Source organism: Paeniglutamicibacter cryotolerans (genome assembly GCF_014190875.1).
GTDB lineage: Bacteria > Actinomycetota > Actinomycetes > Actinomycetales > Micrococcaceae > Paeniglutamicibacter > Paeniglutamicibacter cryotolerans.
In genome coordinates this window covers 1881886-1906287 of record NZ_JACHVS010000001.1, presented here as the reverse complement: position 1 = coordinate 1906287, position 24402 = coordinate 1881886, and the positions used below count along the sequence as shown (strand labels likewise).

22 protein-coding genes are annotated in these 24402 nt (G+C 65.6%); 13 read left to right on the top strand and 9 right to left on the bottom strand.

The annotated features are described in order from the left end of the window. The first annotated feature begins 240 nt into the window (after positions 1-240). Positions 241-1572 carry a flavin-containing monooxygenase gene (locus E9229_RS08925; RefSeq protein ID WP_183510858.1) on the top strand — a complete coding sequence of 444 codons (1332 nt, stop codon included), beginning with the start codon at positions 241-243 and terminating at the stop codon, positions 1570-1572. Positions 1573-1898: 326 nt separating this feature from the next. Here the strand turns inward: E9229_RS08925 and E9229_RS08920 are convergent, their stop codons facing one another. Then, positions 1899-2843: a LysR family transcriptional regulator gene (locus E9229_RS08920; protein WP_221184414.1), complete on the bottom strand. Its 945-nt coding sequence runs from the start codon at positions 2841-2843 to the stop codon at positions 1899-1901. Positions 2844-2950: 107 nt separating this feature from the next. Here E9229_RS08920 and E9229_RS08915 point away from each other — a divergent pair, with 107 nt between their 5' ends. Then, a complete protein-coding gene (locus E9229_RS08915; protein WP_312855650.1) occupies positions 2951-4132 on the top strand; it encodes a TDT family transporter in 1182 nt (393 codons plus the stop codon). Between the two features lie 65 nt (positions 4133-4197). Here the strand turns inward: E9229_RS08915 and E9229_RS08910 are convergent, their stop codons facing one another. Then, positions 4198-5145 carry an HNH endonuclease family protein gene (locus E9229_RS08910; protein WP_183510856.1) on the bottom strand — a complete coding sequence of 316 codons (948 nt, stop codon included), beginning with the start codon at positions 5143-5145 and terminating at the stop codon, positions 4198-4200. A gap of 422 nt (positions 5146-5567) precedes the next feature. Between E9229_RS08910 and E9229_RS08905 the strand changes: the two genes are divergently transcribed. The 3 genes from E9229_RS08905 to E9229_RS08895 all read left to right on the top strand — a co-directional run bounded on the left by E9229_RS08905 (position 5568) and on the right by E9229_RS08895 (position 7943). After that, positions 5568-5714: a hypothetical protein gene (locus tag E9229_RS08905; RefSeq protein WP_183510855.1), complete on the top strand. Its 147-nt coding sequence runs from the start codon at positions 5568-5570 to the stop codon at positions 5712-5714. A 511-nt stretch (positions 5715-6225) separates the two neighbouring features. Beyond that, positions 6226-6975 carry an alpha/beta fold hydrolase gene (locus E9229_RS08900; protein ID WP_312855649.1) on the top strand — a complete coding sequence of 250 codons (750 nt, stop codon included), beginning with the start codon at positions 6226-6228 and terminating at the stop codon, positions 6973-6975. Then, entirely contained in the window at positions 6972-7943 is a 972-nt protein-coding gene (locus E9229_RS08895) for a sensor domain-containing protein (RefSeq protein WP_183510853.1), read from the top strand. The genes E9229_RS08900 and E9229_RS08895 overlap by 4 nt, the downstream gene beginning before the upstream one ends. Before the next feature lie 44 nt (positions 7944-7987). Here the strand turns inward: E9229_RS08895 and E9229_RS19820 are convergent, their stop codons facing one another. Further along, entirely contained in the window at positions 7988-8428 is a 441-nt protein-coding gene (locus tag E9229_RS19820; protein ID WP_312855648.1) for a dioxygenase family protein, read from the bottom strand. A 455-nt stretch (positions 8429-8883) separates the two neighbouring features. Between E9229_RS19820 and E9229_RS08885 the strand changes: the two genes are divergently transcribed. Next, on the top strand, positions 8884-9222 hold the full coding sequence (locus tag E9229_RS08885; RefSeq protein ID WP_183510852.1) for a hypothetical protein: 339 nt from the start codon (positions 8884-8886) through the stop codon (positions 9220-9222). 24 nt (positions 9223-9246) lie between these two features. Here the strand turns inward: E9229_RS08885 and hrpB are convergent, their stop codons facing one another. Beyond that, positions 9247-11844 carry an ATP-dependent helicase HrpB gene (hrpB, locus tag E9229_RS08880; protein ID WP_183510851.1) on the bottom strand — a complete coding sequence of 866 codons (2598 nt, stop codon included), beginning with the start codon at positions 11842-11844 and terminating at the stop codon, positions 9247-9249. 202 nt (positions 11845-12046) lie between these two features. Here hrpB and E9229_RS08875 point away from each other — a divergent pair, with 202 nt between their 5' ends. Then, positions 12047-13705: a sensor histidine kinase gene (locus tag E9229_RS08875; protein WP_183510850.1), complete on the top strand. Its 1659-nt coding sequence runs from the start codon at positions 12047-12049 to the stop codon at positions 13703-13705. 12 nt (positions 13706-13717) lie between these two features. On the opposite strand, the gene E9229_RS08870 is transcribed toward E9229_RS08875, so the two are convergent. Genes E9229_RS08870 through E9229_RS08860 form a run of 3 tightly spaced genes read right to left on the bottom strand, consistent with a single transcriptional unit; the run spans position 13718 to position 16606 of the window. Continuing rightward, positions 13718-14533, bottom strand: coding sequence for an ABC transporter permease (locus E9229_RS08870; RefSeq protein WP_281369498.1), 816 nt, complete (start codon positions 14531-14533; stop codon positions 13718-13720). Beyond that, positions 14523-15473, bottom strand: coding sequence for an ABC transporter ATP-binding protein (locus E9229_RS08865; protein ID WP_312855647.1), 951 nt, complete (start codon positions 15471-15473; stop codon positions 14523-14525). Before E9229_RS08865 ends, E9229_RS08870 begins: the two co-directional genes overlap by 11 nt. Then, complete coding sequence (locus E9229_RS08860; RefSeq protein ID WP_183510848.1) at positions 15470-16606, bottom strand: LolA family protein; 1137 nt, start codon at positions 16604-16606, stop codon at positions 15470-15472. Before E9229_RS08860 ends, E9229_RS08865 begins: the two co-directional genes overlap by 4 nt. A 129-nt stretch (positions 16607-16735) precedes the next feature. Here E9229_RS08860 and E9229_RS08855 point away from each other — a divergent pair, with 129 nt between their 5' ends. After that, complete coding sequence (locus E9229_RS08855; RefSeq protein WP_407671328.1) at positions 16736-17338, top strand: dienelactone hydrolase family protein; 603 nt, start codon at positions 16736-16738, stop codon at positions 17336-17338. Positions 17339-17357: 19 nt separating this feature from the next. Here E9229_RS08855 and E9229_RS08850 read toward each other — a convergent pair whose 3' ends face one another. Next, the gene (locus E9229_RS08850) at positions 17358-19841 is read right to left on the bottom strand and encodes an excinuclease ABC subunit UvrA (RefSeq protein WP_183510846.1); all 2484 of its coding nucleotides are present in this window, start codon (positions 19839-19841) and stop codon (positions 17358-17360) included. 155 nt (positions 19842-19996) lie between these two features. Between E9229_RS08850 and E9229_RS08845 the strand changes: the two genes are divergently transcribed. The 3 genes from E9229_RS08845 to E9229_RS08835 are packed head-to-tail and all read left to right on the top strand — an operon-like array spanning position 19997 to position 22562. Then, positions 19997-20950 carry a metal ABC transporter substrate-binding protein gene (locus E9229_RS08845; protein WP_183510845.1) on the top strand — a complete coding sequence of 318 codons (954 nt, stop codon included), beginning with the start codon at positions 19997-19999 and terminating at the stop codon, positions 20948-20950. Continuing rightward, positions 20947-21687: a metal ABC transporter ATP-binding protein gene (locus tag E9229_RS08840; protein ID WP_183510844.1), complete on the top strand. Its 741-nt coding sequence runs from the start codon at positions 20947-20949 to the stop codon at positions 21685-21687. The genes E9229_RS08845 and E9229_RS08840 overlap by 4 nt, the downstream gene beginning before the upstream one ends. Positions 21688-21689: 2 nt before the next feature. Then, complete coding sequence (locus E9229_RS08835; RefSeq protein WP_183510843.1) at positions 21690-22562, top strand: metal ABC transporter permease; 873 nt, start codon at positions 21690-21692, stop codon at positions 22560-22562. Between the two features lie 59 nt (positions 22563-22621). Here the strand turns inward: E9229_RS08835 and E9229_RS08830 are convergent, their stop codons facing one another. Continuing rightward, the gene (locus E9229_RS08830; RefSeq protein WP_312855646.1) at positions 22622-23290 is read right to left on the bottom strand and encodes a metal-dependent transcriptional regulator; all 669 of its coding nucleotides are present in this window, start codon (positions 23288-23290) and stop codon (positions 22622-22624) included. Between E9229_RS08830 and E9229_RS08825 the strand changes: the two genes are divergently transcribed. Beyond that, positions 23277-23504 carry a hypothetical protein gene (locus E9229_RS08825; RefSeq protein ID WP_183512061.1) on the top strand — a complete coding sequence of 76 codons (228 nt, stop codon included), beginning with the start codon at positions 23277-23279 and terminating at the stop codon, positions 23502-23504. The genes E9229_RS08830 and E9229_RS08825 overlap by 14 nt on opposite strands. After that, on the top strand, positions 23501-24370 hold the full coding sequence (kynA, locus tag E9229_RS08820; protein WP_183510841.1) for a tryptophan 2,3-dioxygenase: 870 nt from the start codon (positions 23501-23503) through the stop codon (positions 24368-24370). The genes E9229_RS08825 and kynA overlap by 4 nt, the downstream gene beginning before the upstream one ends. The last annotated feature ends 32 nt before the right edge of the window (positions 24371-24402 follow it).

The window sequence follows — 24402 nt, the reverse complement described above, 5'->3', positions numbered from 1 at the left end:
GCCCCTTCCGGGGAGTAATCGGACTCGGAATGCCGGTGAAGTGCGTCGCCGAGACTCGACAGTCGACTGCATCTGGAAAATCGATGTGGTTGACCTTGAATGGATGTTTGAAAGATGCCCGGGCATGCGGTTTCCTGAATATAAGCAGATGGACGAAAAGCCTCCCGGGGCCCATTCCACTGAAGCACCGACGGTCCATCGTCACATCAGTTCAGCGAATTCTTAGCAATGGAGGTTGGCATGTCGAGCCATCAGACCGAAGTCCTCATCGTCGGCGCCGGCCAGGCCGGCGTGGCGATGAGTGAGCACCTGACATCGCGCGGCGTCCCGCACGTCGTCTTGGAGCGGGACCGGGTGGCCGAGCGCTGGCGCTCTGGACGGTGGGATTCGCTGGTGGCCAACGGACCTGCATGGCATGATCGCTTTCCCGGCATGACCTTCGAGGATGTCAACCCCGACGGGTTCACACCCAAGGACCGCGTTGCCGACTATTTCGCGGCTTACGCGAAGAAGTTCGATGCCCCGATCCACTGCGGAGTAGAGGTCACCTCCGTACGCCGGCATGAGGGCAAGCCCGGCTTCCAGGTTGAAACCTCGGCCGGGACCTACGATGCCCGATACGTCGTGGCAGCAACGGGACCCTTCCAGCGTCCGGTGATCCCTGCCGTGGTTCCCGAAGCCAGCGGGCTGACCCAGCTGCACTCCAGTTCCTACCGCAACCCCCAGCAGTTGCCCGCCGGCGGCATCATGGTCGTGGGAGCGGGCTCCTCGGGCGTGCAGATCGCCGACGAGCTGCGCCGCTCGGGCCGCCAGGTCACCCTGTCGGTCGGCCCGCACGACCGGCCGCCGCGCCAGTACCGCGGCAAGGACTTCTGCTGGTGGCTCGGCGTGCTGGACAAATGGTCGGTTGCGACACCACCCAAGGGCGCCGAACATGTCACCATTGCCGTCAGCGGCGCCAACGGCGGCCTGACGGTGGACTTCCGGACCTTGGCCGCCAGCGGCATCAAGCTGGTGGGCCGGACCCGGTCCTACAACAACGGAATCCTGTCATTCGCACCGGACTTGGCCCGGAATATCGCCAATGGCGACGCGAATTACCTCTCCGTGCTGGATGAGGCCGATGCATACATCCAACGCAATGGCCTCGACTTCCCCGAAGAGCCCGAGGCCCGGATCCTGGGCGAGGATCCAGCCGATGTCACCAACCCGACGCTGGATCTCGATCTGGCGGCCGCCGGGATCACGACGATCATCTGGGCGACCGGATTCGCCGTCGACTACAGCTGGCTTCCAGCCGAGGCCCTCGACGAACATGGCCGGGCCAACCACCAGCGCGGGGTATCGGCGGAAAGCGGCATCTACTTCCTGGGACTTCCCTGGCAGTCGCACCGTGGCTCGAGCTTCATCTGGGGGGTGTGGCACGATGCCAAGTACGTGGCGGAACAGATCACGATCCAGCGCAGCTACCTTGACCATCTCAAAGACGTCCCGCTGAACCCCGGCCAGCACACCGCAGCACCCCTGAACGCGACACGTAGCGAAAGCGTAGTGGTTCCACAGGGCGCCTGATGAGCCCCCGGCTTCTGGCTGATGGCTAGCGGTATTCTCGGCTTCATGGCCCTGATGGCCCAGCTGACACAGCAAAGGAGGCCAAGGGCTTCAATGTGACGTGTTGAAACGCGATGGTGCCCCGTAGCGCGGATTAGTCAGTCCGGATACGCTCGGGATTACTTCGGCAGGACACCGCATTCACTGACCGGCACAGCCTCATCGCACTATCCCGGAACCCACGCTTCCTCCTGCCATGACTCTCACGTTCAGGCAGGAGGAAGCATGGGTTCCGGTTTATCCCCGGCGCCCTCGGGACCTCACATCCGGCACCGGAAACCCTCATTTCAATCGCACGCTTGAGCCTCCACACCCGAACCCGGAACAGCCCTGGCGGCAATGGCTGCCAAGTCCCGGGCCGGGCCCTGCGGCGGTATGTTTCCGGTACGCCAGATAACGTTCAACGGGCGGCGAAGGAGGAGCCCCTCCACCTTGACCTCGACGAGTCGATGCAGGGCAAGGTCATCTCGGACCGCCAATGCGCTGAGCACGCCCGGTGCGGTGCCGGCAGCGATCGAGGAGCGCACCGCAGCGGCAGTGGATAGCTCCACGATGGGATCTCGCAGGGTCGTGGCGCCCGCCTGCCTCAGCAGGAATTCAAGGGCATCGCGGGTTCCACTGCCCTGTTCCCGAGCAACCAAGGCCGTTGCAGCCAGCTCGCTCACAGTGACCGGTCGTCTGCGCCGGGCCCAGGGATGCCGAGGAGCCACGACAAGGAGCAGGTCATCTGCCCCGACGGCCGCGGTCTTGAGGTCGGAAGGAAGCTGCGGGCTTTCGACAAAGCCAAGGTCTACTTGCCCTGAACGCACGAGCGACACCGTGTCCTGGCTATTGGCCACCTTCAGCTCCACGACGGTAGGAATGATTCCGAGGCTCTCCTGCTCACGACGCAGCACCACCAGCCACCGGGGCACCAGATGCTCCGCCATTGTTTGGCTGGCAGCGACCTTCAACTCTCGTACACCCTCCGACCGGATCGAAGCGATGCCCCGATCCAGCCGTTCAGCCGCTGCAAGGATCTGTTCGGCCCACCCTGCGATCAAGGTTCCCTTTTCGGTCAGGGTGGTTCCGCGTGGGGTCCGGGCCAGGAGGTCGGCCCCGATCTGGGATTCCAGGGAACGCATCCGCGACGAAACGGCTTGTTGCGACAGGCCCAACTGTTTTCCGGCGGCCGAGAGCGATCCCCCTTGATGAACCGCGACCAGCATTTCCAACGCGGTGAGTGCGGGCATCCGACGACTGAGAATGGGAACCTCCTAGGCAAAAAACTGAGCCACAAGTCCAACTTGTGGCGTGACAAGTTTATGCCACCTACTGTGTCACGCCCCACCGTCGGAAAATGAGAACTATGGAAACTTTGACCGCTGACGCGCCCCATATCACTGACCAACAGCTGACCCAGGAACGAAGCAGGGGTAACCGAGCTTTTCTCCAGAATCTGGAACGACCCTCGGAGCTGTTTTCCCATCTCACACCCAACTGGTTCGCTTCGGTGATGGGCACCGGAATCCTCGCGACAGCCGCTGCAACACTGCCGGTGCAATTCCCCGGACTGCGCATAGCGGCCACGATCCTCTGGATGCTGGCGTCCATGTTGCTGGCCGGGTTGATTGCGGCCACCGCGTGGCATTGGATCCGCCACCGTGCCACCGCCATGGGCCACCACCGCCATCCGGTGATGGCACACTTCTACGGCGCACCGCCCATGGCCATGCTCACCGTGGGCGCCGGAACCCTGCTGCTGGGCAAGGACGTCCTGGGCGAACAGCTGGCCCTGGACATCGACATGGTGCTGTGGAGCACGGGCACCCTGCTGGGCCTGGTGACCGCCATCGCCATCCCCTATCTGCAGTTCACCCGGCACCAAGTGGACGTCGGCAGCGCCTTCGGTGGTTGGCTGATGCCGGTGGTACCGCCCATGGTCTCGGCCTCCACCGGGGCGCTGCTGCTGCCCTACCTCCCCGCGGGGCAGGCCCGGCTAAGCATGCTACTGGCCTGCTATGCGATGTTCGGGCTGAGCCTGCTGGCGTCGTTGGTGATCATCCCCCTGATCTGGAACCGGTTGGCGCTACACAAGATCGGCGCCGCCGCCACAGTCCCCACCCTGTGGATCGTGCTTGGCCCCCTGGGCCAATCCATCACCGCCGCAAACCTTCTGGGCGGGAACGCACACCTGGCCGCACCCGAACCGCTGGCCGGCGCCATGGAGGCCTTCGGCGTCCTCTACGGCGTACCAGTGCTCGGATTCGCGCTCCTATGGGCAACCCTGGCCGCGGCCATCACCCTGCGCACGGCACGCCGGGGACTGCCCTTCTCGCTGACTTGGTGGTCCTTCACCTTTCCGGTCGGAACCTGCGTCACCGGCCTGACCGGGCTCGCTATCCACACGCATCTGGCGGCCTTCGAATGGATGGCCGTCGCGGGCTATGCATTCTTGGTCGCCGCCTGGATCGTCGTTGCCACGCGCACCTTCCACGGAAGCATCATCCTAGGCACCCTCTTCCAGCCACCGAAGCCCTGATCGTCGCCCCCATCCTTCGGCGTTGCCTCACCGTGGGGCGGGGATGGACCGGCCTATCGCCGGGGCTATCGCCGCCAGCGCAACCGGGCTTCCTTCGTACTGGCCTTGCAGATGTACAGCTTTCCATTCTTCTTGCCGAGGCCCTTCTTGCCCTTCTCGGACTGGGCACAGAAGGCCCCGGGCGAGACCTTCTTCTTCACCGTCGTGGCCGCTCCGGGCTTGGCCGGTGCAGTCGGCTTGAGAATTCCGGTGCCGCCGGCCGGTTTGATGGCCGTGACCTTGGCGGCCTTTTGCGTGGAGCAGCTACGCAGCACCCGCTTCATGGCGGCCTTCTCGGCGGAGGTCACCGAGAGTGCGTATTTCTTTTTGACGCTGATCTGGGTAGAGACGTACTGGCAACGGAATGACTTGTTTTTCGGCAGCCATTCGGCGGCATTCTTATCACCTTTGGAGCGGTTGGCCGAGGCCGCGGACGCCATCAGGTTCAACGGATCGTTGGCCACGGCCAACCGCTGGGTCTGCGAGAGTTTCTGCCCGCCGGAGATCCAGACATTTTTCAAGGCGACGACATGGTCAATGTCGACCAGTCCACTGTTGACCTTCCAGTTCAACACCTTGCCGGTGTAGGCATCGTGCAGGCGCCCGGAGGCCACCTGGCATTTTTTCTTGTCCTTGTACTTGACCTTCGACATGTCCCGCTTCAGGGAATCCTGTCGTTCATCGCACTTATTGCCATTGAAGTCCTTCCACCCGTTGCCGAATTTGGCGTTGCGGTTGTACCCGGTGGCCGCGGCCTTGCCCTTGACCGGCAGGGCCTCGAGCAGGGAAAGGGCACGCGGGCCGGCAAGCCGGGGACCGGGCGCGATCCTCGCACTTCCGGTGGCGGCAACGGCGGATGGTGCGGTGAGCAATGGTGCACTCGTCGTTTGCGGAACCGGCCCGGTTCCCGGCACCAGCACCACGGCTCCGGCTAGGGCGAGGGCGGAGAGGATGGAGGCAAAGCGGAGCTTCATCAGGATTTCCCTTTCAGGGGTTCGGGAAGTAGCGGAGCAGGGCAAGGCGCCGTCTAGCCGTCAGCGTCAGCAGGGACACTTGGTCATCGTTCTGGCCCTCCACTGATTCCTTGGGCCGACTGCGGGCTTGGACGCAGAAGATCGAATGAGAACCATCTTGTTTCCCTCCGCCCCAGCGGAACGCCCGGCGACATTCCGGTGCAGCACCGACCCCTTGACCTCATCCAACCACGTGGCCCCGAACCAGGGGCGCAGCCCCGCCGATGACTGCAGCCCGATGCGGTCGACAATCAATACGTGCAGACTCGACAACATATTCACATTAGGCTGGCCTTGCCAATATCGCTTGCTGGCGTGTTGCCGGCGGTTCGGGCTCCCGCAGTGGCTCGGACCGCTGGCATCCCTTTGGAAAGGACTGGACCATGGAAGCCATCTTGTTTCCCACGGACATCAACGCCGATCACGATTACGCAGTGGCCAGCCACTACCTGGTCGAGTACGAACTGCATCCAAGCGCCCACAACGCCCACGATCCGCATGCACTTCCTGCCTACGAACTCGTCGGATAGTTTGTCTACCCCACTGCCTACAACAGCTGTTTCTGCCCCGAGCTGCCGGTGTTCATGGTCGACCAGCAGCATCTCCTGTCCACCGGGTACGGCGGCGTGGCTGCGTGGATGCCCATGTTCGAGGTGCACTGCATGTGCTCACTACCCGACTGCTGACTGTTCGCGGTTCAGCAGCCGACCCTCGGCACCCTCAGCACCCACTCCAGGCCCACCAGAAGAAGCCCATTGACGGCTAGGATGGAGCCATCAACCGAACGGGCTCCTTGTCAGGACCCGGTACGGCTGATGTAGTCGCTGGAAACCAGCAGCAGATCGCTTGGGCGGATTCTGCCTGGTGCGGCACCGACCATCGTGCGGAAGTCCAGGTGCATCCCGGGCCCGCAACTGCTTGAGTTGAAAAGAATGGGTAAAAAGAATGGGTTCGCCGACTGCGCCTGGGACAACAGCGCAAAAAGATGTCTACGCTCGAAACAACGTTCAGGTTTTCGGGCCGACAGATGGTCCGGTGCTGGTGTTCGCGCACGGATTCGGCACCGATCAGAGCATGTGGAACAAGATCCTCCCCTCGCTCATCGACCATTACCGGGTCATCTTGTTCGACCATGTGGGCTCCGGCGGTTCGGATCAGTCCGCCTACGATTCGGCCACCTATTGCCTGCTTGACGCCTACGTCGATGACCTGATGGAGCTCTGCGCGGAGCTCGACCTGGTGGATGCCACCCTCATCGGCCACAGCGTGGGAGCCATGATGGCCATCAGCGCCGCAGCCAAGGACCACAGCCGCCGCTGGGGGCGCCTCATCCTGCTCACTGCCTCTCCGAGCTACCTCGACTACCCCGAGGACGGCTATGTGGGAGGGTTCACCCGGCAGGACATCGCCGAGGTCTTCGAATCCCTCGACGCCAATTATCTGGTGTGGGCCGAATCAATGGCACCGGTCTACATGAACACACCGGATGCGCCCGAGCTTGATCATGAGATCCAGGGCAGCTTCGGCCGGATCAGTCCCCGTGTTGCCCGCGATTTCGCCCGGGTGGCCTTCCTCTCCGATGTCCGGCACTTGCTGCCCGAGGTCAGGATCCCGGCATTGATCCTGCAGAGCACCGACGACATCGTCACCCCGGAGCAGGTGGGAACGTACCTGCATGAGCACCTCCGTGCCAGCACCCTGGTCAGGCTCGAGGCCACCGGGCACTTCCCCCAAAGCAGTGCGCCGGAAGAAACCGTCGCGGCGATCCTCAGCTACCTGAAGCAGACATGAGCCAGGGCGCCGTCGATGGCGTGGACTACGCTCAGCTCTTCCATCAGGCACCCGTAGGCTACATCGTGGCAAGCATGCAGGGAACCATCCTCGTTGCCAATGCCACGATGTGCGACTGGACCGGGTTCCAACCCGGGACACTGGAAGGCTCACGCCTGCTGGATATCCTGCCCGTCAGCGACCGGCTCATGTACCGTACGCATGCCGAACCAAAACTGGATCGCGATGGCCACCTGGCCGAACTCTCGCTGCAGTTGTTGGGCCCCGACGGGTCGCGCTTGCCGGTGCTGCTCTCGGTCACCCGGACGCTGCACGGTACGGTCACCCGAGACCTGATGGTCTTCTTTTCCGCTCCGGAACGTCGACGCTATGAGCGCGAGCTGGCCACCGCCCACCGACGGCTTGAAGATGCCGAAGCGGAGCGCACCCTACTGCTGGATGAAGCACGCCACCGCTCACTGCATGACCCGTTGACGGGCCTGCCCAACCGGCTGCACCTGCAGGAGAGCCTGCGCGCCGCATTGGCACATGCCGGCGGGCAGCACACCCGAGTGGGCCTGTTATTCTGCGACGTCGATGACTTCAAGCAGGTGAACGACACCCTGGGCCATGCCGCGGGCGACCAGGTCCTGCAACACATCGCGCACCGGCTCGTCGCGGCGGTGCGCAGCGAGGACACCGTGGCTCGTATCAGTGGCGACGAGTTCGTGGTCTTGATCCCCGGATTCGAGCATCCGGAGGAGCTCGGCTCGGTAGCCGGGAGGGTCCGGGACAGCGTGGCCTCAGAGATCATCCTGGGCGGGACCGAACTGCGGCTGAGCATCTCCGTGGGACGGGCCGAAACCCTGGTGTCGGCGGACGCAGGTCCGGCCGATCACCAAGAATTGGCCAACGCCCTGCTCAACAACGCGGACAAGGATATGTACCGGTCCAAGACGGCACGGCGAGGTGCCCCGCATCGCCTCTGAGCCACCTATCCGGCGTACGCCGGGCGCTCGCTGGTGTGCTGAGGTTAGAGTGTCCTGCTGGATCCACCGGGTGCGCCGCCGCCGAAGACCGTGTCGATGGCCAGGAGCGACAACGGCGAAGTGCCTATCGCCCTCGCATGCTCGCAGAGCGAGGCCTGGTCCGGGTAGATCTCGAAATGGATGTGCGGCCAGCGGCCCGGATAGCAAGCCGGGAAAATGCTGCTGAAGCTGACCTTGCCGTTGGCATCGGCAATCTGGACCCCGCGCAGGTAATTCTGGTCCGCGGCTGCCGTGGAGTACATCGAGTAGTCGCCGGCCCGGTCGCATTGCCAGACGTAGACCGGTACACCGGCAAAGGGTGCCCCGTCGTTGGCCAGGTCGTTGATTCTCAACTTGAGCGTCAACGGGACGCCCTCGACCGTGCCCGTGGATTTCCCGAAGCTGGAGCGGATGTCGCTGCGCACGATGCCGCTTTGTTCCAGCACGTCGGGTCCGTTCGATCCGTCTCCCGGGTACGGCCTGGCCGTCTCGTGGGGGATCTCCCCGGCACCGGTACCTGCCGCCCCCGTGGAGGAACCCGGCGCTGCGCGCGGCGTTTGGGCACTGCAGGCGGCCAGCCCGTGAAGGCCAGGGCCCCGGAGCCGAAGGCCTTGAGCATGTTGCGCCGCTGCAATAGGGTCTGCACGTCGAACCCCGGGCCCCGGTCTTCGAGATCCTCCTCGGGCCGGGGAAGCCGGCGGCCACGGCAGGTGGATGCGTCGGTATCCGTTTGCTGCCCGGTCAGTGGATGCGGCATCGGAAGGCTCCCCTTGAACGGCGATCGGCCGGTTGTTATGCCACAGCTGTGCCCGCGGCAGGCCGCCGCTGTGTGCGCGTCGGGCAGGGCTGTCATGTCCTTGCCGACCAGGCTCCAGTTCGGCTAGCGTCACGGAGTATGTACGTGGAGATCAATGCCAAGCAGCCGGCCGCGCTCCGGGACCTGACCAACTTCGGTGAACTGGCGGTCCGGGCCCATGCCGTGGACGACGTCCATCTCCAGGCGATGCTCGGCGCCGCCGGGTGGGGCCTGCTCGAGGGCGACCACGCGTGGCTGCAGGTCGGCGTGCTGCGGGCAGCCGGAGCCGGGCTCGGCGACGATTGGGAGCGGGCTTTCGAGGGCATGCTCGAATACGCCGGTACCCAGGGGTGGGTATCCCCCGACGGGCTCACCGTCCGCGCGCACGTGGAACGGACCCCGGCGCCCATCGCCCTGGACGAGGCCGACGTTTCCTGGCAATAGCCCCCGCCCGGCACGACGCGGGCACTACATCTTGCTCTTGACCTTCTTCGTGGCCAGCGCCGTCCACGGATCCTCGGGCCAGGGATGGCGGGGATAACGTCCACGCATCTCCGCGCGCACCTGCGCGTAGGGACCTGACCAGAACGAAGCCAGGTCATCGGTGACGGCCAGCGGCCTGCCCGCCGGTGAGAGCAGGTGGAAAAGCACCGGAACCCGGCCCTTGATAAGGCGCGGGGTCTGCGCCCAGCCGAAGCACTCCTGCAGCTTCACCGCCACGATGGGCCGCCCGGCCTCCTCCCCCGGTTCCGGGTAGTCGATGCGGACCCGCGATCCGCTGGGGACCTCGAGCCGTTCGGGCACCAGTTCCCCCAGCGCCGAGGCCTCGGGCCAGGGCAGCAACCGGCGCAGCGGATCGGTCAACTCCAGCGACCCGGCATTCCTGCCACCGGCGAGCGCCTCGATTTCCGGGCCCAGCCAATCATCGATCCGCGCCAGCAGCCCGGCCTCGCAGACATCGGGCCAGGGTTCCCCGAGTTCCCGATGAACTAGACCCATGCGGCGGCGCAGGCCCTGCGCCGCCGGTGAGAAGGTGAGCAGGTCCAGCCCGTCGCGCAGCAATGCGGTGCGCACCGCTACCCGTCCCTCGGGGATCGAGGCCCGCACCGGGGTGGAGGAAAGCACGATGGCGCCGAGCCGGCGTTCGCGCCGGGCACTGAGTTTTCCTGCATCGAAGCGGGCCTCGACCCGGTCCGTGGCCAGGTGCCGGGCGGCGCGTTCGGCCGTGTCCTGCTCGATGGGTGCAGCGGCCCGGATGACGGCGCCGGTTCCTGCTGCATCGCGGCCCTGCGCGCGGGACACCTCGGCCACGGCCAGCCATTCGTGGCCGGCCAGCGGGCTTCCCGCGGGCAACCCGGCCCGGGTGCCTGAGGCCAGCAGGTAACTCTGGGCCCCGGGGACCTTGCGGGCCACGCGCTGTGGGAAGGCCAGCGCCACCACGAAGCCCAGCGCGTCTCCGCGGGAAGCGGGGGAGCCAGCGGCGGGGAGATGCCGTTCGGCGATCCTGCGCAGGCGGTCGGTTTCCTGGCTCCAGCGCCGTGCCGCCGGATCGCTTCCCGAGCGCAGTGCACTCAGGAGCCGGGTCAGGTCCGCGCCCTGGGCCCGGGCCTCGCCGGAGACCAGTGCCACTGCCTGGGCAGCCACGCGGGCGCCGACCTCGCCCGTTCCGTCGAGCAGGGCCCGGGCCAAGGGGGGATCGGCGGGAATCGTGGAGAGCGTGTGGCCCAGCGCGGTGGCACGGCCCTGCCCGTCGACGGCGCCCAGGTCGTGGAGTTCGGCCATGGCATCGTCCATTGCGGCGGCCGGAGGGACATCGGGCAGGGCCAGTCCCCCGCCACGCGGCGCCCCCCAACAGGAGAGGAGCAGTGCGGCCGAAGCCAGATCGGCGACGGCGATTTCCGGGGTCGGGTGGGCCGGTGCGGCGCCATAGGTCTTCTGGTCGTAGCAGCGCACCACGGTGCCCGGTCCCTGGCGTGCTGCACGGCCGGCCCGTTGTTGGGCCGAGGCCTGGGAGCAGGCAACGGTCACCAGGCCGGACATGCCCCGTGCCGCATCACGGCGCGGTTCGCGTGAGAGCCCGGCGTCGATGACCAGCCGGACCCCGGGAACCGTCAGCGAGGATTCGGCCAGCGAGGTGGAGACGATGATCCGCGGCTTGTCTCCGGGGGCCCGCCCGGACACTGCCCGGTCTTGCAGCTTCGGTTCCACCTGTCCGTGGAGCTCGAGCACCTCGGTGGTGGCACCGGCCCTGGCGCGTAGCCGGGAGGCCACCAGCGATACTTCCCGGGCCCCGGGGACGAACACCAGTGCATCGCAGCCCGGGTTGGCGGCCAGCGCCTGGGCGTGTGCCGCAGCGGCCGTATCCGCCACGTGGTCCAGGAAGGAGAAGGTGACCCCGCGTTCATCCTGCCGGGCACCGGGCGCCGGTGCCCAGCGGACGTGAAGTGGGTGAAGGGCAGCGGGGCAATCGATGACCGGGGCCGGGCCGCCGGCGTCGTTGCCCAGCAGCGTGGCGAAGCGCGGGGCGTCGAGCGTTGCAGACATGGCGATCAGGCGCAGGTCCCCGCGCAGCTGGCGGACCTCGGACAGCATGCCCACCAGCAGATCCGTTTCCAGTCCGCGTTCGTGGACCTCGTCCAGGATGACTGCTCCGACTCCGGGCAGCTCCGGGTCGGCGAGCAGCCGGCGCAGCAGGATGCCCGGTGTCACGAACTCAACCAGCGTCCGGGCGCTTGCACTGCTTTCACCGCGGACCGTGTATCCGACGCGTCCGCCGAGCCTGCTGGAATCGAGCTGGGCCAGCCGGCGGGCTGCCGAGCGCACCGCCACGCGCCGCGGCTGCGTGACAACTACCCGGTTCCCCGTCCCGGCGACCAGGTTGGCCAGCAGCGGTGGGACAACGGTGGTCTTGCCGGTGCCCGGGGGCGCCTGCACCACTGCAGTTGCTCCCTCTCCCCCGTCCTTCAGGGCTGCGGAGAGCGCGGGCAGCGAATCGGCGAAGACGAGTCCGGCGCCGATGGCCCGCAGATCGAAGGCTGGTCCGGGATGGGAATCAGAAGTGCTCACCGATCCATTGTGCCGCAGCCGGTGATCGCCTCCTGCGGCGACGGTGGGAGTCCGGTCGTCTGAACCCGGTCATGGCACGTGTTGTTCCTCAAGCGCCCCATCCATTGCTGACGGCCACTTTCACACCATCTGACCATAGGATATTCGTTGGAAGTTCCATGCGGTTCGGCCACTCTCAGCAGTCCATCAGGAGGCACAGCCGTTGTTCCAGATCCGCAGGCTCCTGTTGTTGCTCACCTCGGGGAACCAATTCCATGAGCTCCCGCTGCGCCGCCGGGTGCTGCTCAGCCAGCTTCCCCTGACCACTGCCACCGTCCTGGTGGTCCTCGTGGATCTGGTGTTCACTTCGGGCAGGGCACTGACGGACCCCTGGTTCGGTGCCGGCGTGGCGGGTGTGGCCCTCTTGACGGTGGTGTCGGGGTTCATCCCCTGGCAGAAGCTGCCCACCGGGTCCTATTGGGTGATTCCCCTCCTGGACCTCGTGGCCATCTATTTCCTGGCTGCCGGCGCCTTCCCGGTGCTTTTCGGGGTGCCGATGCTGGCCGTCATGCCCGTTTTCTGGATGGCATGGTCCGCCTTGCATCCCCGCGCCACCCTGATCGTCGGCTTCTGTGCGACGCTGGTGATCGCCTGCGGCCAGTCATGGCATGCCGGCCGGGACATCAGTTGGGTGTCGATGGGACAGAACATGGTCATGCCGGTCGTCGTGCTGGGCCTGGGCATTACGACGAATATCGCCGTGGACAGCATGATGAATTTGGATCGGCGGCTCGAAGCGGCGCTTGAGGAATCCCGGGCCCAGGCCGAGCTGCTCGGTGCCGTGCTCAATGCAGTCAATGTCGGGGTCTTCGCCGTGGATTCGGAGGGCGGCAAGGTGTTGGTCAACGAGCGCCAACACCGCCACCACCTGATGGGGACCGCCGGGACCAGCGGCGTCCCGGCTGAGGAGCAACTACTCTTTTCCGGCGCCGGCCACCGCGGAGACCGGCTCCCCGGGCTGCTGCCCGAGGACCAGGTGCCGGTGACCCGGGCCCTGCGCGGCGAGGAGTTCACCGACCAGCTCCTCTGGCTCGGGCCCGAGGGGGAGGCCGAGGCCCTGGCTGTATCGGCCCGTCAGCTCACCCGCCCCGACGGCAGCGCCGCCGGGGCGGTCCTCGTGTTCAAGGACGTCACGGCGCTGATCACCGCCAGCCAGGTCAAGGACCGCTTCCTGGCCAATATCAGCCACGAGCTGCGCACACCGCTGACTTCAATCCTCGGCTACCTCGAACTGGTCCAGGATTTCCCCGGGGTTCCCGCACCGGCGGTACAGTTCACCCAGGTGGCTGAGCGGAACACGCACCGGCTCAAGCGCCTGGTCGATGATCTGCTCTCCAGTGCCGGAAGCGGCCTGGGGATCAAGCCCGAGCCGATCGACCTGATGGAGGTGGTGGGGATGGCCGTCGAATCCCATCGGGGATCGGCACAGATGGCCGGAATCAGTTTGGGGCTTCGGGGCCCGGTCACGCTGCCGGTACTGGCCGATCCATTCCGGATCGGCCAGGTCATCGACAACCTGGTGTCCAACGGGGTCAAGTACACGCAGTCCGGAGGAACCGTCGACATTCTCGTGGCTGCAACGGATGACGGGGCCCGGATCCAGGTCGCGGACAACGGTCCGGGCCTGGACGCCGAGGAGCAAAAACAGTTGTTCAACCGCTTCTTCCGGACCGGATCGGCACTGCGCTCCTCCGTTCCCGGCACCGGGCTCGGCCTGTCCATCTCCCGGGAAATCATCGAGGCCCACGGCGGCACCCTTGCCGTGGACAGCCTGCCCGGCCGGGGCTGTACCTTCACCGTGGATCTGCCGCTGCTGCTGTAGCGGCAGCGGCCTTCAGGACAAGATGTCCTTGGAGGCGAACCGCCCGTAGGCCAGGGCCCCGAACACCAAGAGGTACCCGCCCTGCAGCAGCGCGTTCTGCCCGAAAGAATCCCACAGCACGGGTTGGCGCAGCAGGTCGGCGAAATCCAGCCAGTGGTTGGTGAACAGCCACGCGTGCAGCCAATCCAGCTGCGGCAGGGATCCAAGGATCTGGGCCACCACGGCCAGCACCGCCGTGGCGGCCATCGCACCGATCGGCACGTCGGTGAGCGTGGAGATGAACAGTCCCAGTGCGGCCAGGCCCAGCAGCGATAGTGCCACGTAGGCTGCCACCAGCCCGATCCGCGCCAGCCCCTGTCCGAGCGAGACGGTATCGCCGGAAATCAGCGTCACCGGTCCCACCGGGAACAGCAGCAACCCGATACCGATGCCGGCGAGCGCAACCACGCCCACGGCAACCACGCAGAACACCGCTGCACCGATGTATTTGACCACGAGCAGACGCAGCCGCGAGACCGGGGAAATCAGCAGATAGCGCAGGGTGCCGTGTCCGGCTTCCCCCGCGATGGCGTCCCCGGCAACCACGGCAACCGTCAGCGGCAGGAACAACGGGATGCAGACCAGGATCCCGACCAGGGCGGTGAACAGCCCGTTCCCGGCAACCTGGTCCAGGAAGTCCGGCCCGCGGCCGCTGGACGGAGAGGAAGACACCTTGACGGCCACGCCGATCAGGACCGGCACCGCGGCGAGGGCCGCCAGCATGGCCCAGGTCCGGCGGCGGCGAAAGAGCAGTGCCAGTTCGGAGGCGAACAGGGTCTCATTGCGCAAGGTTGAACCCCTCTCCGGTCAGTTCAACGAACCGCTGCTCCAGGCTTGACCGATCGGAGCTGAAACCACGCACCCGCACCCGGGCCGCGACCAGGGCGGCGACGATGTCCTCCGGTGCGGCCGAGCCCTCCGGATACAGCGCGCCAACGGATCCGGGGCCATCGGACCTGGGCTCGAGTCCGAGGCTTTCCAGCACGGCGAGTGCCACGGCGGCATCCGGGGTGAGCACCGTGATCCGGCTGCTGCCCGAGGCCCGCAGCTCCTGAAGCGTCCCCTGGGCCACCAATGTGCCCACGCTCATCACGGCAACATGGGTGCAGATCTGTTCGATTTCGCTGAGCAGGTGGCTGGAGACGAAGATGGTCCGTCCTTCCGCCGCCAGGCCTGCGATGATGTTGCGGACCTCGCGGGTACCCTGCGGGTCCAGTCCGTTGGTCGGCTCGTCCAGGATCAGCAGGTCGCGCTCGGTACTGAGCGCGTTGGCTATCCCGAGCCGCTGCTTCATGCCCAGCGAATAGGCGTGCACGGCCAGCTTGGCCGCTTTGGCCAGGCCGACCCTTTCCAGGGCCGCATCGATGCGCCGCCGGCTGGTCCTCGGATCGGTGGAACGGTTTGCCGCATCGAACCGCAGCAGGTTGGCCCGGCCGGAGAGGAACGGGTAGAACGCCGGGCCCTCCACCATCGCCCCGACCCGCGGCAACACCCGCGCCGCGGCGCCCGGCATCGACTGTCCCAGCAGGGTGATCTCCCCGCTGCCCGGGGCGGCAAGTCCCAGCAGCATCCTGATGGTGGTGGTCTTCCCGGATCCGTTGGGTCCCAGGAACCCGAAGACCGACCCATGCGGGACGGCAAGGTCGATGGAGTTGACCGCCCGGCGCTTTCCAAAGGCCTTGCTCAGCCCCCGGGTACTGATCGCCAGGTCGCCCGATGCCTCGTTCACCGCGTGCCGGCCGCTGACTGCAACACCTCTAGCGGCACCATTCCGGCGGCGACGGAGCCGTCATCGCGGATCAGCACGTTGAACAGCGAGGTGTGCAGCAGCTTCCCTCCGGAGACCGGAGTGGCCAGCATGCTTAATTCCTTGTTCCCGGAGAGCTGCGCCGGGACATCCTTGGCCGGGATCACCACGACGGCATCCCAGCCGTGGCCCTTCACGAAGTTCGGGGCGGCTGTCGGCTTCTTGGCCATCGACTGCCTGTCCTTGACGCCGGTGGCCGGGTGGTTCGTGGCTGGCGGCGTCGGCAGCTTTTGTTCCCTGACCGTGGCGCCCGGGGGCGGGGTGAAGTCGAAGAGGCTCGCATTCGGGGCCTGCGGGGTAAAGGAGGTGAAGCCGAGCGAGATGGCCGGGTCGGATTGGCCCACCGCATCGACCGTGACGTTCAGCGCCATGCCGGTCTGCGCGTCGATTCCGATCTGCACCTCCGCCACCAGCGAGCTGCCGGTCTTCGGACTCAGGGTGAGTTCGTAGGCGTCGCGGCCCGCGATGGTCGATGCCGTTCCGACCGAGACATCGGTGCCCGGCTCGATCTTGGCCAGCAGCGTCTTGGCGAGCTCATCGGGGGTCGGCATGCTCGATGCATCGGGGGCATGGTGGCCCGCGCTGGCCGGCAGAATGGCGTGGGTTGCCGTCCGGTTCGCCGAATCGTAGCTCCAGAGGCTGGAGCCGTTGCGAATGAGGTTCCGCTCGTTCATGCCGTTGAACACCTGCAGTCGGGCCTTGGCCGGTCCATCGACATAGACCCGCGCCTGATGGGTTCCCGAGAGCAGGCCCAGGATTGCGGAGACGGAGGCGGTGGCCGGGCTGGAATGACCTTGCTCGGACATCCCCTGCTTGTTCGACCCCAGCGCGCCGGTATCCGGCAGCTGCGGCAGGCCGAGGTCGGTACTGGCGCTGAGCTGACCGGAGAAGGCGCGCACGTCGTTGTTGGCGACCATGGCCAGCAGCTCGGCCGCACTCTTGGGCGGCAGTGTCGGTTCTGCCTTCGCGGCCAGGGACGAACCCAGCACGACGGTCCCGATCAAGACCGGAACGGCAACGGCCGGTATCCATTTTCTGCTTGCAGAGAGTTTCATGATCAACGATTCGACTCGGTGGTGCTCCTGTTCAAAACGCTACGCTGCCGGGCAGGAAAAGGCGATGGCTCACGCGGGGTTGCCAGCCGATTCGCAGCTGGTGCAGAGTGGTACCTATCTGCCGGTTCGATGCATGCCCAGGAGAGGTCCCCCTTCACGATGGCCGAGGTCCTGCTCTTCCACCATGCGCTGGGGCTCGGCCCCGGCACCATCGACTTCGCCCAAGAGTTGCGCACTGCTGGACATATCGTGCATACGCCGGACCTTTTCCAGGGTCGTACCTTTGATTCCATCGGCAAGGGGATGGCCTATGTCGAGTCGGTGGGATTCGACACGATCACCGAACGCGGCGTCCTCGCGGCCGAACAGCTGCCCCAGGCCCTGGTCTACGCCGGATTCTCACTCGGGGTGCTACCGGCCCAGAAGCTGGCCCAGACCCGCCCCGGGGCCCGGGGCGCATTGTTCTTCTACTCGTGCGTACCGGCATCCTTTTTCGGGCCGTGGCCAGCACTGGTGCCGGTGCAGATCCACGGGGCAGCACACGATCCGTACTTCGTTGACGACGGAGACCTCGAAGCAGCCCGGGAACTCGCCGCTCAGGCGCAGGCCGGTGAACTGTTCCTGTATCCCGGTGACCAGCATTATTTTGCCGACGGCTCGCTCGCATCCTACGATCCGGACTCCGCCGCACTGCTGACCCAACGGGTACTGGAGTTCTTGTCCAAACTCTGAGCCCGGCTCATGCCGTTGCTCAACCAGCCAGCCTCCTGCGCAGATACGGCGCCGTCCGGCTGTGCGCATGCGTGGACACATCGCGTGGTGTTCCGGCGGCCACGATGCGTCCGCCGGCATCCCCACCCGAGGGCCCCAGATCGATGACCCAGTCGGCGGACGCCACCACATCCATGTTGTGTTCCACCACGATCACCGTGTTTCCCGCGTCCACCAGTCGGTTCAGCTGGGCCAGCAGCAGCAGCACGTCTGCAGGGTGCAGCCCGGTGGTGGGCTCGTCCAAGAGATAGAGGGTATGCCCGCGCCGGGCCCGTTGCAGTTCGGTGGCGAGTTTGATCCGCTGGGCTTCGCCGCCGGAGAGCTCGGTGGCCGGTTGACCCAGGCGTAGATAGCCCAGCCCCACGTCTTGCAGCGTGCGCAGGCTGCGCGCCGCGGCGGGAATTTCTGCCAAGAATCCTGCTGCAGCATCCACGCTGAGTCCCAGCACCTGGGCAATGTTCTTTCCCTGGTATTCCACAGCCAACGTCTCCGGGTTGTAGCGGTCCCCCTGGCATTCGGGGCAGGGCCCATAGGTTCCGGGCAGGAAGAGCAGCTCGACTTCCAGGTACCCCTCACCCAGGCAGGTTTCGCATCGCCCTCCGGCCACATTGAAGGAAAAGCGTCCGGCGCCATAGCCGTGCCGTCGCGCCACCGGGGTCTGGGCAAAGGCACGGCGGACCGCATCGAAGAGTCCGGTGTAGGTGGCCAGGTTTGAACGGGGGGTCCGGCCAATGGGTTTCTGGTCCACTCGCACCAGCCGGTCAATGGATTCGGCACCGCTCAGGCTACGCACGCTGAGCTGATCGGCTTCCGCTTCCGCGTCTGCTTCGGTGTCCCGGGGGTGCGGCCCGGCGCTGTTTCCACCCTTGAGCCGTTCCCCGACCACCCGTGCCAGCACGGTGCTCACCAACGAGGATTTGCCCGAACCCGAAACACCGGTGACCGCGCTGAGCACTCCCAGCGGGAAAGCCGCAGCCAGGTCCACCAGGTTATGCAGGTAGATTCCGTTCAGCTCCACCCAGCCGGTGGCCGTCCGGGGAGCAGCAGGCAACACCGGTGCTGCATCGAGGGCCAAAAAGGGCCTGGTCACCGAGGCCCCCACTGCCTGGAGACCGGCAACTGGCCCGCTATAGAGGACGTTTCCTCCGCCCTCCCCGGCGCCGGGCCCCACATCGATTAGCCAATCGGCCCGTCGGACCACATCCATGTTGTGCTCCACCACGAATACCGAGTTCCCTCCGGACTTCAGCGCACCCAGCACCTCGATCAGGGGTTCGGCATCGGCAGGATGCAGGCCGGCCGAGGGCTCGTCAAGGACATAGATGACACCAAAGAGGCCCGAACGCAACTGGGTGGCAATCCGCAGTCGTTGCATCTCCCCCGGCGAAAGCGTCGGGGTGGCTCGGTCCAGCGACAGATAGCCCAGGCCCAACCCCAGCAACACCTCGATGCGCTCCAAGAGATCGGAGGCAATGGCGGCAGCCACGTCGTTCCCCTCCCCCGCGGCGGGAAGTGCAAGCACCTGTGCCAGCTCGGTCAGCGAGGTGGCATTGAACCGGGCAATATCCAATCCTCCGAAGCTGACGGCGAGCGCTTCCGCCTTGAACCCGGTTCCGGCACACAGCGGGCACGGCCCCGAACGCATATAGCGCAGCGCCCGCTCACGCTGGGGCTGGCTCTTGGAATCGGAGACGGTGTGCAGCACGTGGCGTTTGGCACTCCAGAAGCGGCCCTTGTAGGGCTTCTCGATCCGGTCACGTTGGGGAATCACCTCGACTACCGGTTGTTCGTCGGTAAACAGCAGCCAGTCGCGGTCCGTGCGGGAAAGCTCGCGGAACGGAACGTGAACGTCGTAGCCCAGCTTCGAGGTGATATCGCGCAGGTTCTTACCCTGCCACGCACCCGGCCAGGCAGCGATGGCCCCCTGGGCGATGGACAGGGATGGATCGGGGACCAGCGATTCCTCGGTGACGGTGTGGGCGATGCCCAGACCGTGGCATTCGGGACAGGCACCCATGGCGGTGTTCGGGGAAAACGAATCCGAGTCCAGCCGCTGTGCACCTTGGGGGTAATCTCCGGCGCGGGAGAAGAGCATCCGCACGGAGTTGGACAGCGTGGTGACCGTTCCGGTCGTGGAACGCGAACTCACCGATCCGCGGCGCTGTTGCAACGCGACGGCCGGCGGCAGCCCTGAAATGAACTCCACCCGGGGTGTGTGGCCCTGGGCAATCAGCCGACGGGCATAAGGCGCCACCGATTCCAGGAAGCGGCGCTGCGCCTCGGCGAAAATGGTTCCGAAGGCCAGCGATGACTTTCCCGAGCCCGAGACCCCGGTAAAGGCGACAATGGCATCCCGGGGGATGCTCACCCCGACATCGCGCAGATTATTTTCGCTGGCCCCCCGCACATGCACGAAGCCGTCATTCACGGTGCCGACGCCAGTAGGGAAGGATTCGCTCTTCATGTTCTTCACCTTCCCCACCCTATGTCCGGCGCACACCGCTGCGTCATATCCGGGCATGGTCAACGCGCATTTGCGTGCCGGTCAGCCCACTGAACATCAAATATTCGGCATACCAAACTTGTGTTTTAGGATCATTGAATAATATGGTTTCGCTCATGAGAAAACATAATATTGTCCGTCAAAAAATTCGCGCCGGTACTGCGCTCACCAGTATCTCGGCACTACTCGCCCTCTCCTTGACCGCCTGCACGAGCGAAGCAATGCCGCCTGACGCCGCGGCCGATGAGCGCCCGGTGGTCCTGACCACGTTCTCGGTGCTGGCCGACATCGCCCAAAACGTGGCAGGCGAACACCTCCGGGTCGAGTCCATCACCAAGATCGGGGCGGAAATCCACGGCTATGAGCCCACCCCGGGTGATATCAGGCGCGCCGCGGCCGCCGACCTCATCCTGGATAACGGGATGGGACTCGAGGCCTGGTTCGCCAGGTTCGTGGACGGGATGGATGTCCCGCATGTGTTGGTCAGCCAGGGCATCGAGCCGATCGGCATTACCGAGGATGCCTACGCGGGACTGGAGAACCCGCATGCCTGGATGTCCCCGACCAACGTCAAGACCTACGTCGATAACATGGTCCGGGCGTTCAGCGAGCTGGACCCGGCACACGCCGGCAGTTTTGAGGAGCAGGGAGCGAGCTACCAGGACGAACTCCAGCTGGTCCAGGACGAGTTGGTTTCCGGGCTCGGACAGCTCCCGGCACAGCAGCGGGCCCTGGTCACCTGCGAGGGGGCCTTCTCCTATCTGGCCCGTGATGCGGGACTGACCGAAAAATACATTTGGGCTGTCAATGCCGAACAACAGGCCACGCCCAAGCAAATCGCCGGCGCCATCGAATTCGTCAAGGACAACGCGATCCCTGCCGTCTTCTGCGAATCAACAGTCTCCGATGCCCCGATGCAACAGGTCGTCGAGGCGACGGACGCCCGCTACGGCGGCACCCTTTACGTCGATTCCCTCTCCACCGCCGACGGCCCGGTACCGACCTACCTCGACTTGATCCGCCACGATGCCAAGACCATCGTCGATGCCATGAACGGAACACAGCCATGAGCGTTCCGGCGATCCTCGTCCAGGACGTCACCGTGCGCTACGGCGAGGTCCTCGCCCTGGACGGGGCAAGCCTGGCGATCAACCCGGGACGGATCTGTGGCTTGATCGGCGTGAACGGATCAGGCAAATCCACCCTCTTCAAGACGATCATGGGCATGATCAAGCCCGACGCGGGCCGGGCGACGATCAATGGCGCCTCACCGGCGCAGGCACGTAAATCAGGGGTCGTCGGCTACGTTCCGCAGAGCGAGAAAGTCGATTGGGCGTTCCCGCTCTCGGTCCGCGAGGTGGTGATGATGGGCCGCTACGGGCACATGGGACTCACCCGTCGGCCGAAGCGCCGGGACCACGAGGAGGTGGACGCCGCGTTGGAACGCGTCGAGCTGACCGCGCTGGCCGACCGGCAGATCGGCCAGCTGTCCGGGGGCCAGAAGAAGCGCGCCTTCGTGGCGCGCGGCATCGCCCAGGGTGCGACGGTGGTGCTGCTGGACGAGCCCTTTGCCGGCGTCGACAAACGGTCCGAGGCGACCATCACGCGGCTCCTGCGCGAGCAGGCAGCGGCCGGGGCAACGATCCTGGTGTCCACCCATGACCTGCAGGCCCTGCCGGGGCTCGCCGACGAAGCGGTCCTGCTCATGCGCCGGGTGCTGATGCATGGCGCCCCCGAGCAGATCCTTCACCCGGAGAACCTGGCACTGGCCTTTGGGCTCGATGTCCTGAACAGAAAAGAGGCCTGAGCATGGACCTGATGGGATACCTCGTTGAACCACTGAGCTACGATTTCATGCTCCGGGCACTGCTGACGACCCTCGTCTCCTCGATCGTCTGCGCCGTACTGTCCTGCTGGCTGGTCCTCATCGGCTGGTCGCTGATGGGCGACGCCGTCTCCCATGCCGTGCTTCCAGGCGTGGTCCTGGCCTACGTGGTGGGCGCCCCGTTCGCGCTGGGAGCCATCGTCTTCGGTTTCCTGGCCGTGGCCCTGATCGGGGTGGTGCGCGATACCAGCCGGGTCAAGGAGGATGCGGCGATCGGGATCGTGTTCACGACGCTCTTCGCCCTGGGCCTGGTGCTGATCTCGGTGACGCCCTCGCAAACGGACCTGAACCACATCATCTTCGGGAACCTGCTCGGGGTTTCGTGGTCCGATGTCAGCCAGGTGCTGATACTGGGCGCCATCACCCTGGGCGTGCTGCTGCTCAAGCGCCGCGACTTCACCCTCTACGCCTTCGACCCGACCCACGCCCATGCCATCGGGCTGAATCCGAAGCTGCTCGGCGCGGCCCTGCTCGGCCTGCTGGCGCTGACCTCCGTCGTCGCCCTGCAGGCCGTGGGCGTGGTGCTGGTGGTGGCGATGCTGATCATCCCCGGTGCCACCGCCTACCTGCTGACCGACAGCTTCGGGAAAATGCTGGTCATTGCACCGGTGATTTCGGTGGTGTGCGGCGTGGTGGGGCTGTACTGCAGCTACTACCTGGACACGGCCTCCGGCGGCATGGTGGTACTGGCCCAGGGCGGGGCCTTTGCCCTGGCCTACCTGTTCAGCCCGCGCCAAGGCGTCATCGGCCGGAGGGTGGCCGATGCCACCCGCCGCCGCTCCCTGGTGGACGCCTAGCGCTACCGGATGACCCGGTTCACGTCACCGTGATGATCCGGGTCATCCGGTGGCCTCGTTCAGCCCTGGTCGCTCGATACCCAAATGGCACCTGCCGCAGCCGGGCCCAGCCGCAGCGGTTCCGCATCCCGTCCGGATACCGCGACCAGGACGGCGTCGGAGTAGGGTTCGCCGGCCGCCACCGACAGCTCGGCATCCAGGACGATCCCGCGCTCGGCAAAGAATTGGAGCATCTTCGCATCCGCATCCGAGATCCGTTCGACCCGGACCAGCCCCTGGGGTTCGATGTCCGAGAGCGGCACGGCATCCGGGCGGTGGGTTGTTCCGTCTGCACGGGGAATCGGATCCCCATGCGGGTCCCGGCGCGGGAATCCGAGATACTCGTCGATCCGGGTCACCAACATTTCCGAGACCACGTGCTCGAGGTGTTCAGCCTCCTCATGAACCTCATCCCAGCGGTACTTCAACGCCTGTACCAGGAAGGACTCGAGCAACCGGTGGCGCCGAACCATCTGGACCGCCAGCAGCCGTCCTGCCTCCGTAAGTGTCATATGCCCATAGCGCTCGTGGTCGACCAACCCCTGCTCATTGAGCTTGCGGATTGCCTCGGAAACGGTGGAAGCACGCAGTCCAACCTTTTCGGCCACCACCGAGGTGGTCACCGGCTCGTCGGACCACTCCTGCCACGACCAGATCGCCTTGAGGTAGTTTTGCGTGCTGATCGACAACGAAGAAACATCCATTCCCTCAGCGTACCAACGAACAAATTTGTTCTCGGGCCCGAAGCCTGACCCGGGCGGGGATCCTGGCGTGGCCGCCTGGATGAACCCGGACAGTTTCGTTGCGGGTACGCTGCCGGCCCGGGGAGCCGTCAGCATCCAACACGATCCATCATTTCAAAGTCTTGACGCGCGTCACGATCTTGATATCATCGTTTCATGAGTTGCCCCCATGCACAGAGCCCCGAAGGCGTCCGCGAAATCGAAGACACGATGCGCACCGACTTCCACAACACCATGTCATACGGAAGCTACCTGGACCTGGAGCGCATCCTCTCGGCACAGCACCCGGTCAGCACGCCCGAGCACCACGACGAGATGCTGTTCATCATCCAGCACCAGACCTCCGAGCTGTGGCTCAAGCTGATCCTGCATGAACTGCTCGAATCCCGCCGCCTGCTGGACAACGACGAAATCGGCAAGGCACTCAAGTGCCTGGCCCGGGTCAAGCACATCCAGAAGACCCTCACCGAGCAGTGGTCCGTCCTGGCCACCCTCACCCCGCGCGAGTACTCCGAATTCCGCGGCTTCCTCGGATCGGCATCGGGCTTCCAGTCCTTCCAGTACCGCGCCGTCGAGTTCATCCTCGGCAACAAGCACCGCGGCATGCTCAAGGTCTTCGAATCGGACCCGGCAGCCCACCAGCTGCTCTCCACGCTGCTTGAATCTCCCACCGTCTACGACGCATTCCTGCACGCACTGGCCCGCGCCGGCTACGGGATCCCGGATGAGATCCTGAACCGCGACGTGTCCGAGGCCTGGGTCTTCCATGAGGCCCTGGTGCCGGTGTTCAAGGACATCTACGAATCCGACGCCACCCAGTGGAGCTTCTACCAGGCCTGCGAGGATCTGGTGGACCTTGAAGACAATTTCCAGGCCTGGCGCTTCCGCCACATGTCCGTGGTCAAGCGGACCATCGGCTTCAAGACCGGAACCGGCGGCTCCTCCGGAGTCGACTTCCTCAAGCGCGCACTGGACCTGACCTTCTTCCCGGAGCTCTTCGCAGTCCGCACCGAAATCGGCAAGTAACCGCCTTCCTCCTCCGCTTCCCCGTTCCCGCC

Excerpts from the sequence above, each read along its gene's own strand:
- E9229_RS08910 (WP_183510856.1), bottom strand. The coding sequence starts at position 5,145 with ATGAAGCTCCGCTTTGCCTCCATCCTCTCCGCCCTCGCCCTAGCCGGA.
- E9229_RS08915 (WP_312855650.1), top strand. The coding sequence starts at position 2,951 with ATGAGAACTATGGAAACTTTGACCGCTGACGCGCCCCATATCACTGAC.
- E9229_RS08905 (WP_183510855.1), top strand. The coding sequence starts at position 5,568 with ATGGAAGCCATCTTGTTTCCCACGGACATCAACGCCGATCACGATTAC.
- E9229_RS08835 (WP_183510843.1), top strand. The coding sequence starts at position 21,690 with ATGGACCTGATGGGATACCTCGTTGAACCACTGAGCTACGATTTCATG.
- E9229_RS08920 (WP_221184414.1), bottom strand. The coding sequence starts at position 2,843 with ATGCCCGCACTCACCGCGTTGGAAATGCTGGTCGCGGTTCATCAAGGG.
- kynA (WP_183510841.1), top strand. The coding sequence starts at position 23,501 with ATGAGTTGCCCCCATGCACAGAGCCCCGAAGGCGTCCGCGAAATCGAA.
- E9229_RS08855 (WP_407671328.1), top strand. The coding sequence starts at position 16,736 with ATGCATGCCCAGGAGAGGTCCCCCTTCACGATGGCCGAGGTCCTGCTC.
- E9229_RS08860 (WP_183510848.1), bottom strand. The coding sequence starts at position 16,606 with ATGAAACTCTCTGCAAGCAGAAAATGGATACCGGCCGTTGCCGTTCCG.
- E9229_RS08895 (WP_183510853.1), top strand. The coding sequence starts at position 6,972 with ATGAGCCAGGGCGCCGTCGATGGCGTGGACTACGCTCAGCTCTTCCAT.
- E9229_RS08850 (WP_183510846.1), bottom strand. The coding sequence starts at position 19,841 with ATGAAGAGCGAATCCTTCCCTACTGGCGTCGGCACCGTGAATGACGGC.
- E9229_RS08925 (WP_183510858.1), top strand. The coding sequence starts at position 241 with ATGTCGAGCCATCAGACCGAAGTCCTCATCGTCGGCGCCGGCCAGGCC.
- E9229_RS08840 (WP_183510844.1), top strand. The coding sequence starts at position 20,947 with ATGAGCGTTCCGGCGATCCTCGTCCAGGACGTCACCGTGCGCTACGGC.
- E9229_RS08845 (WP_183510845.1), top strand. The coding sequence starts at position 19,997 with ATGAGAAAACATAATATTGTCCGTCAAAAAATTCGCGCCGGTACTGCG.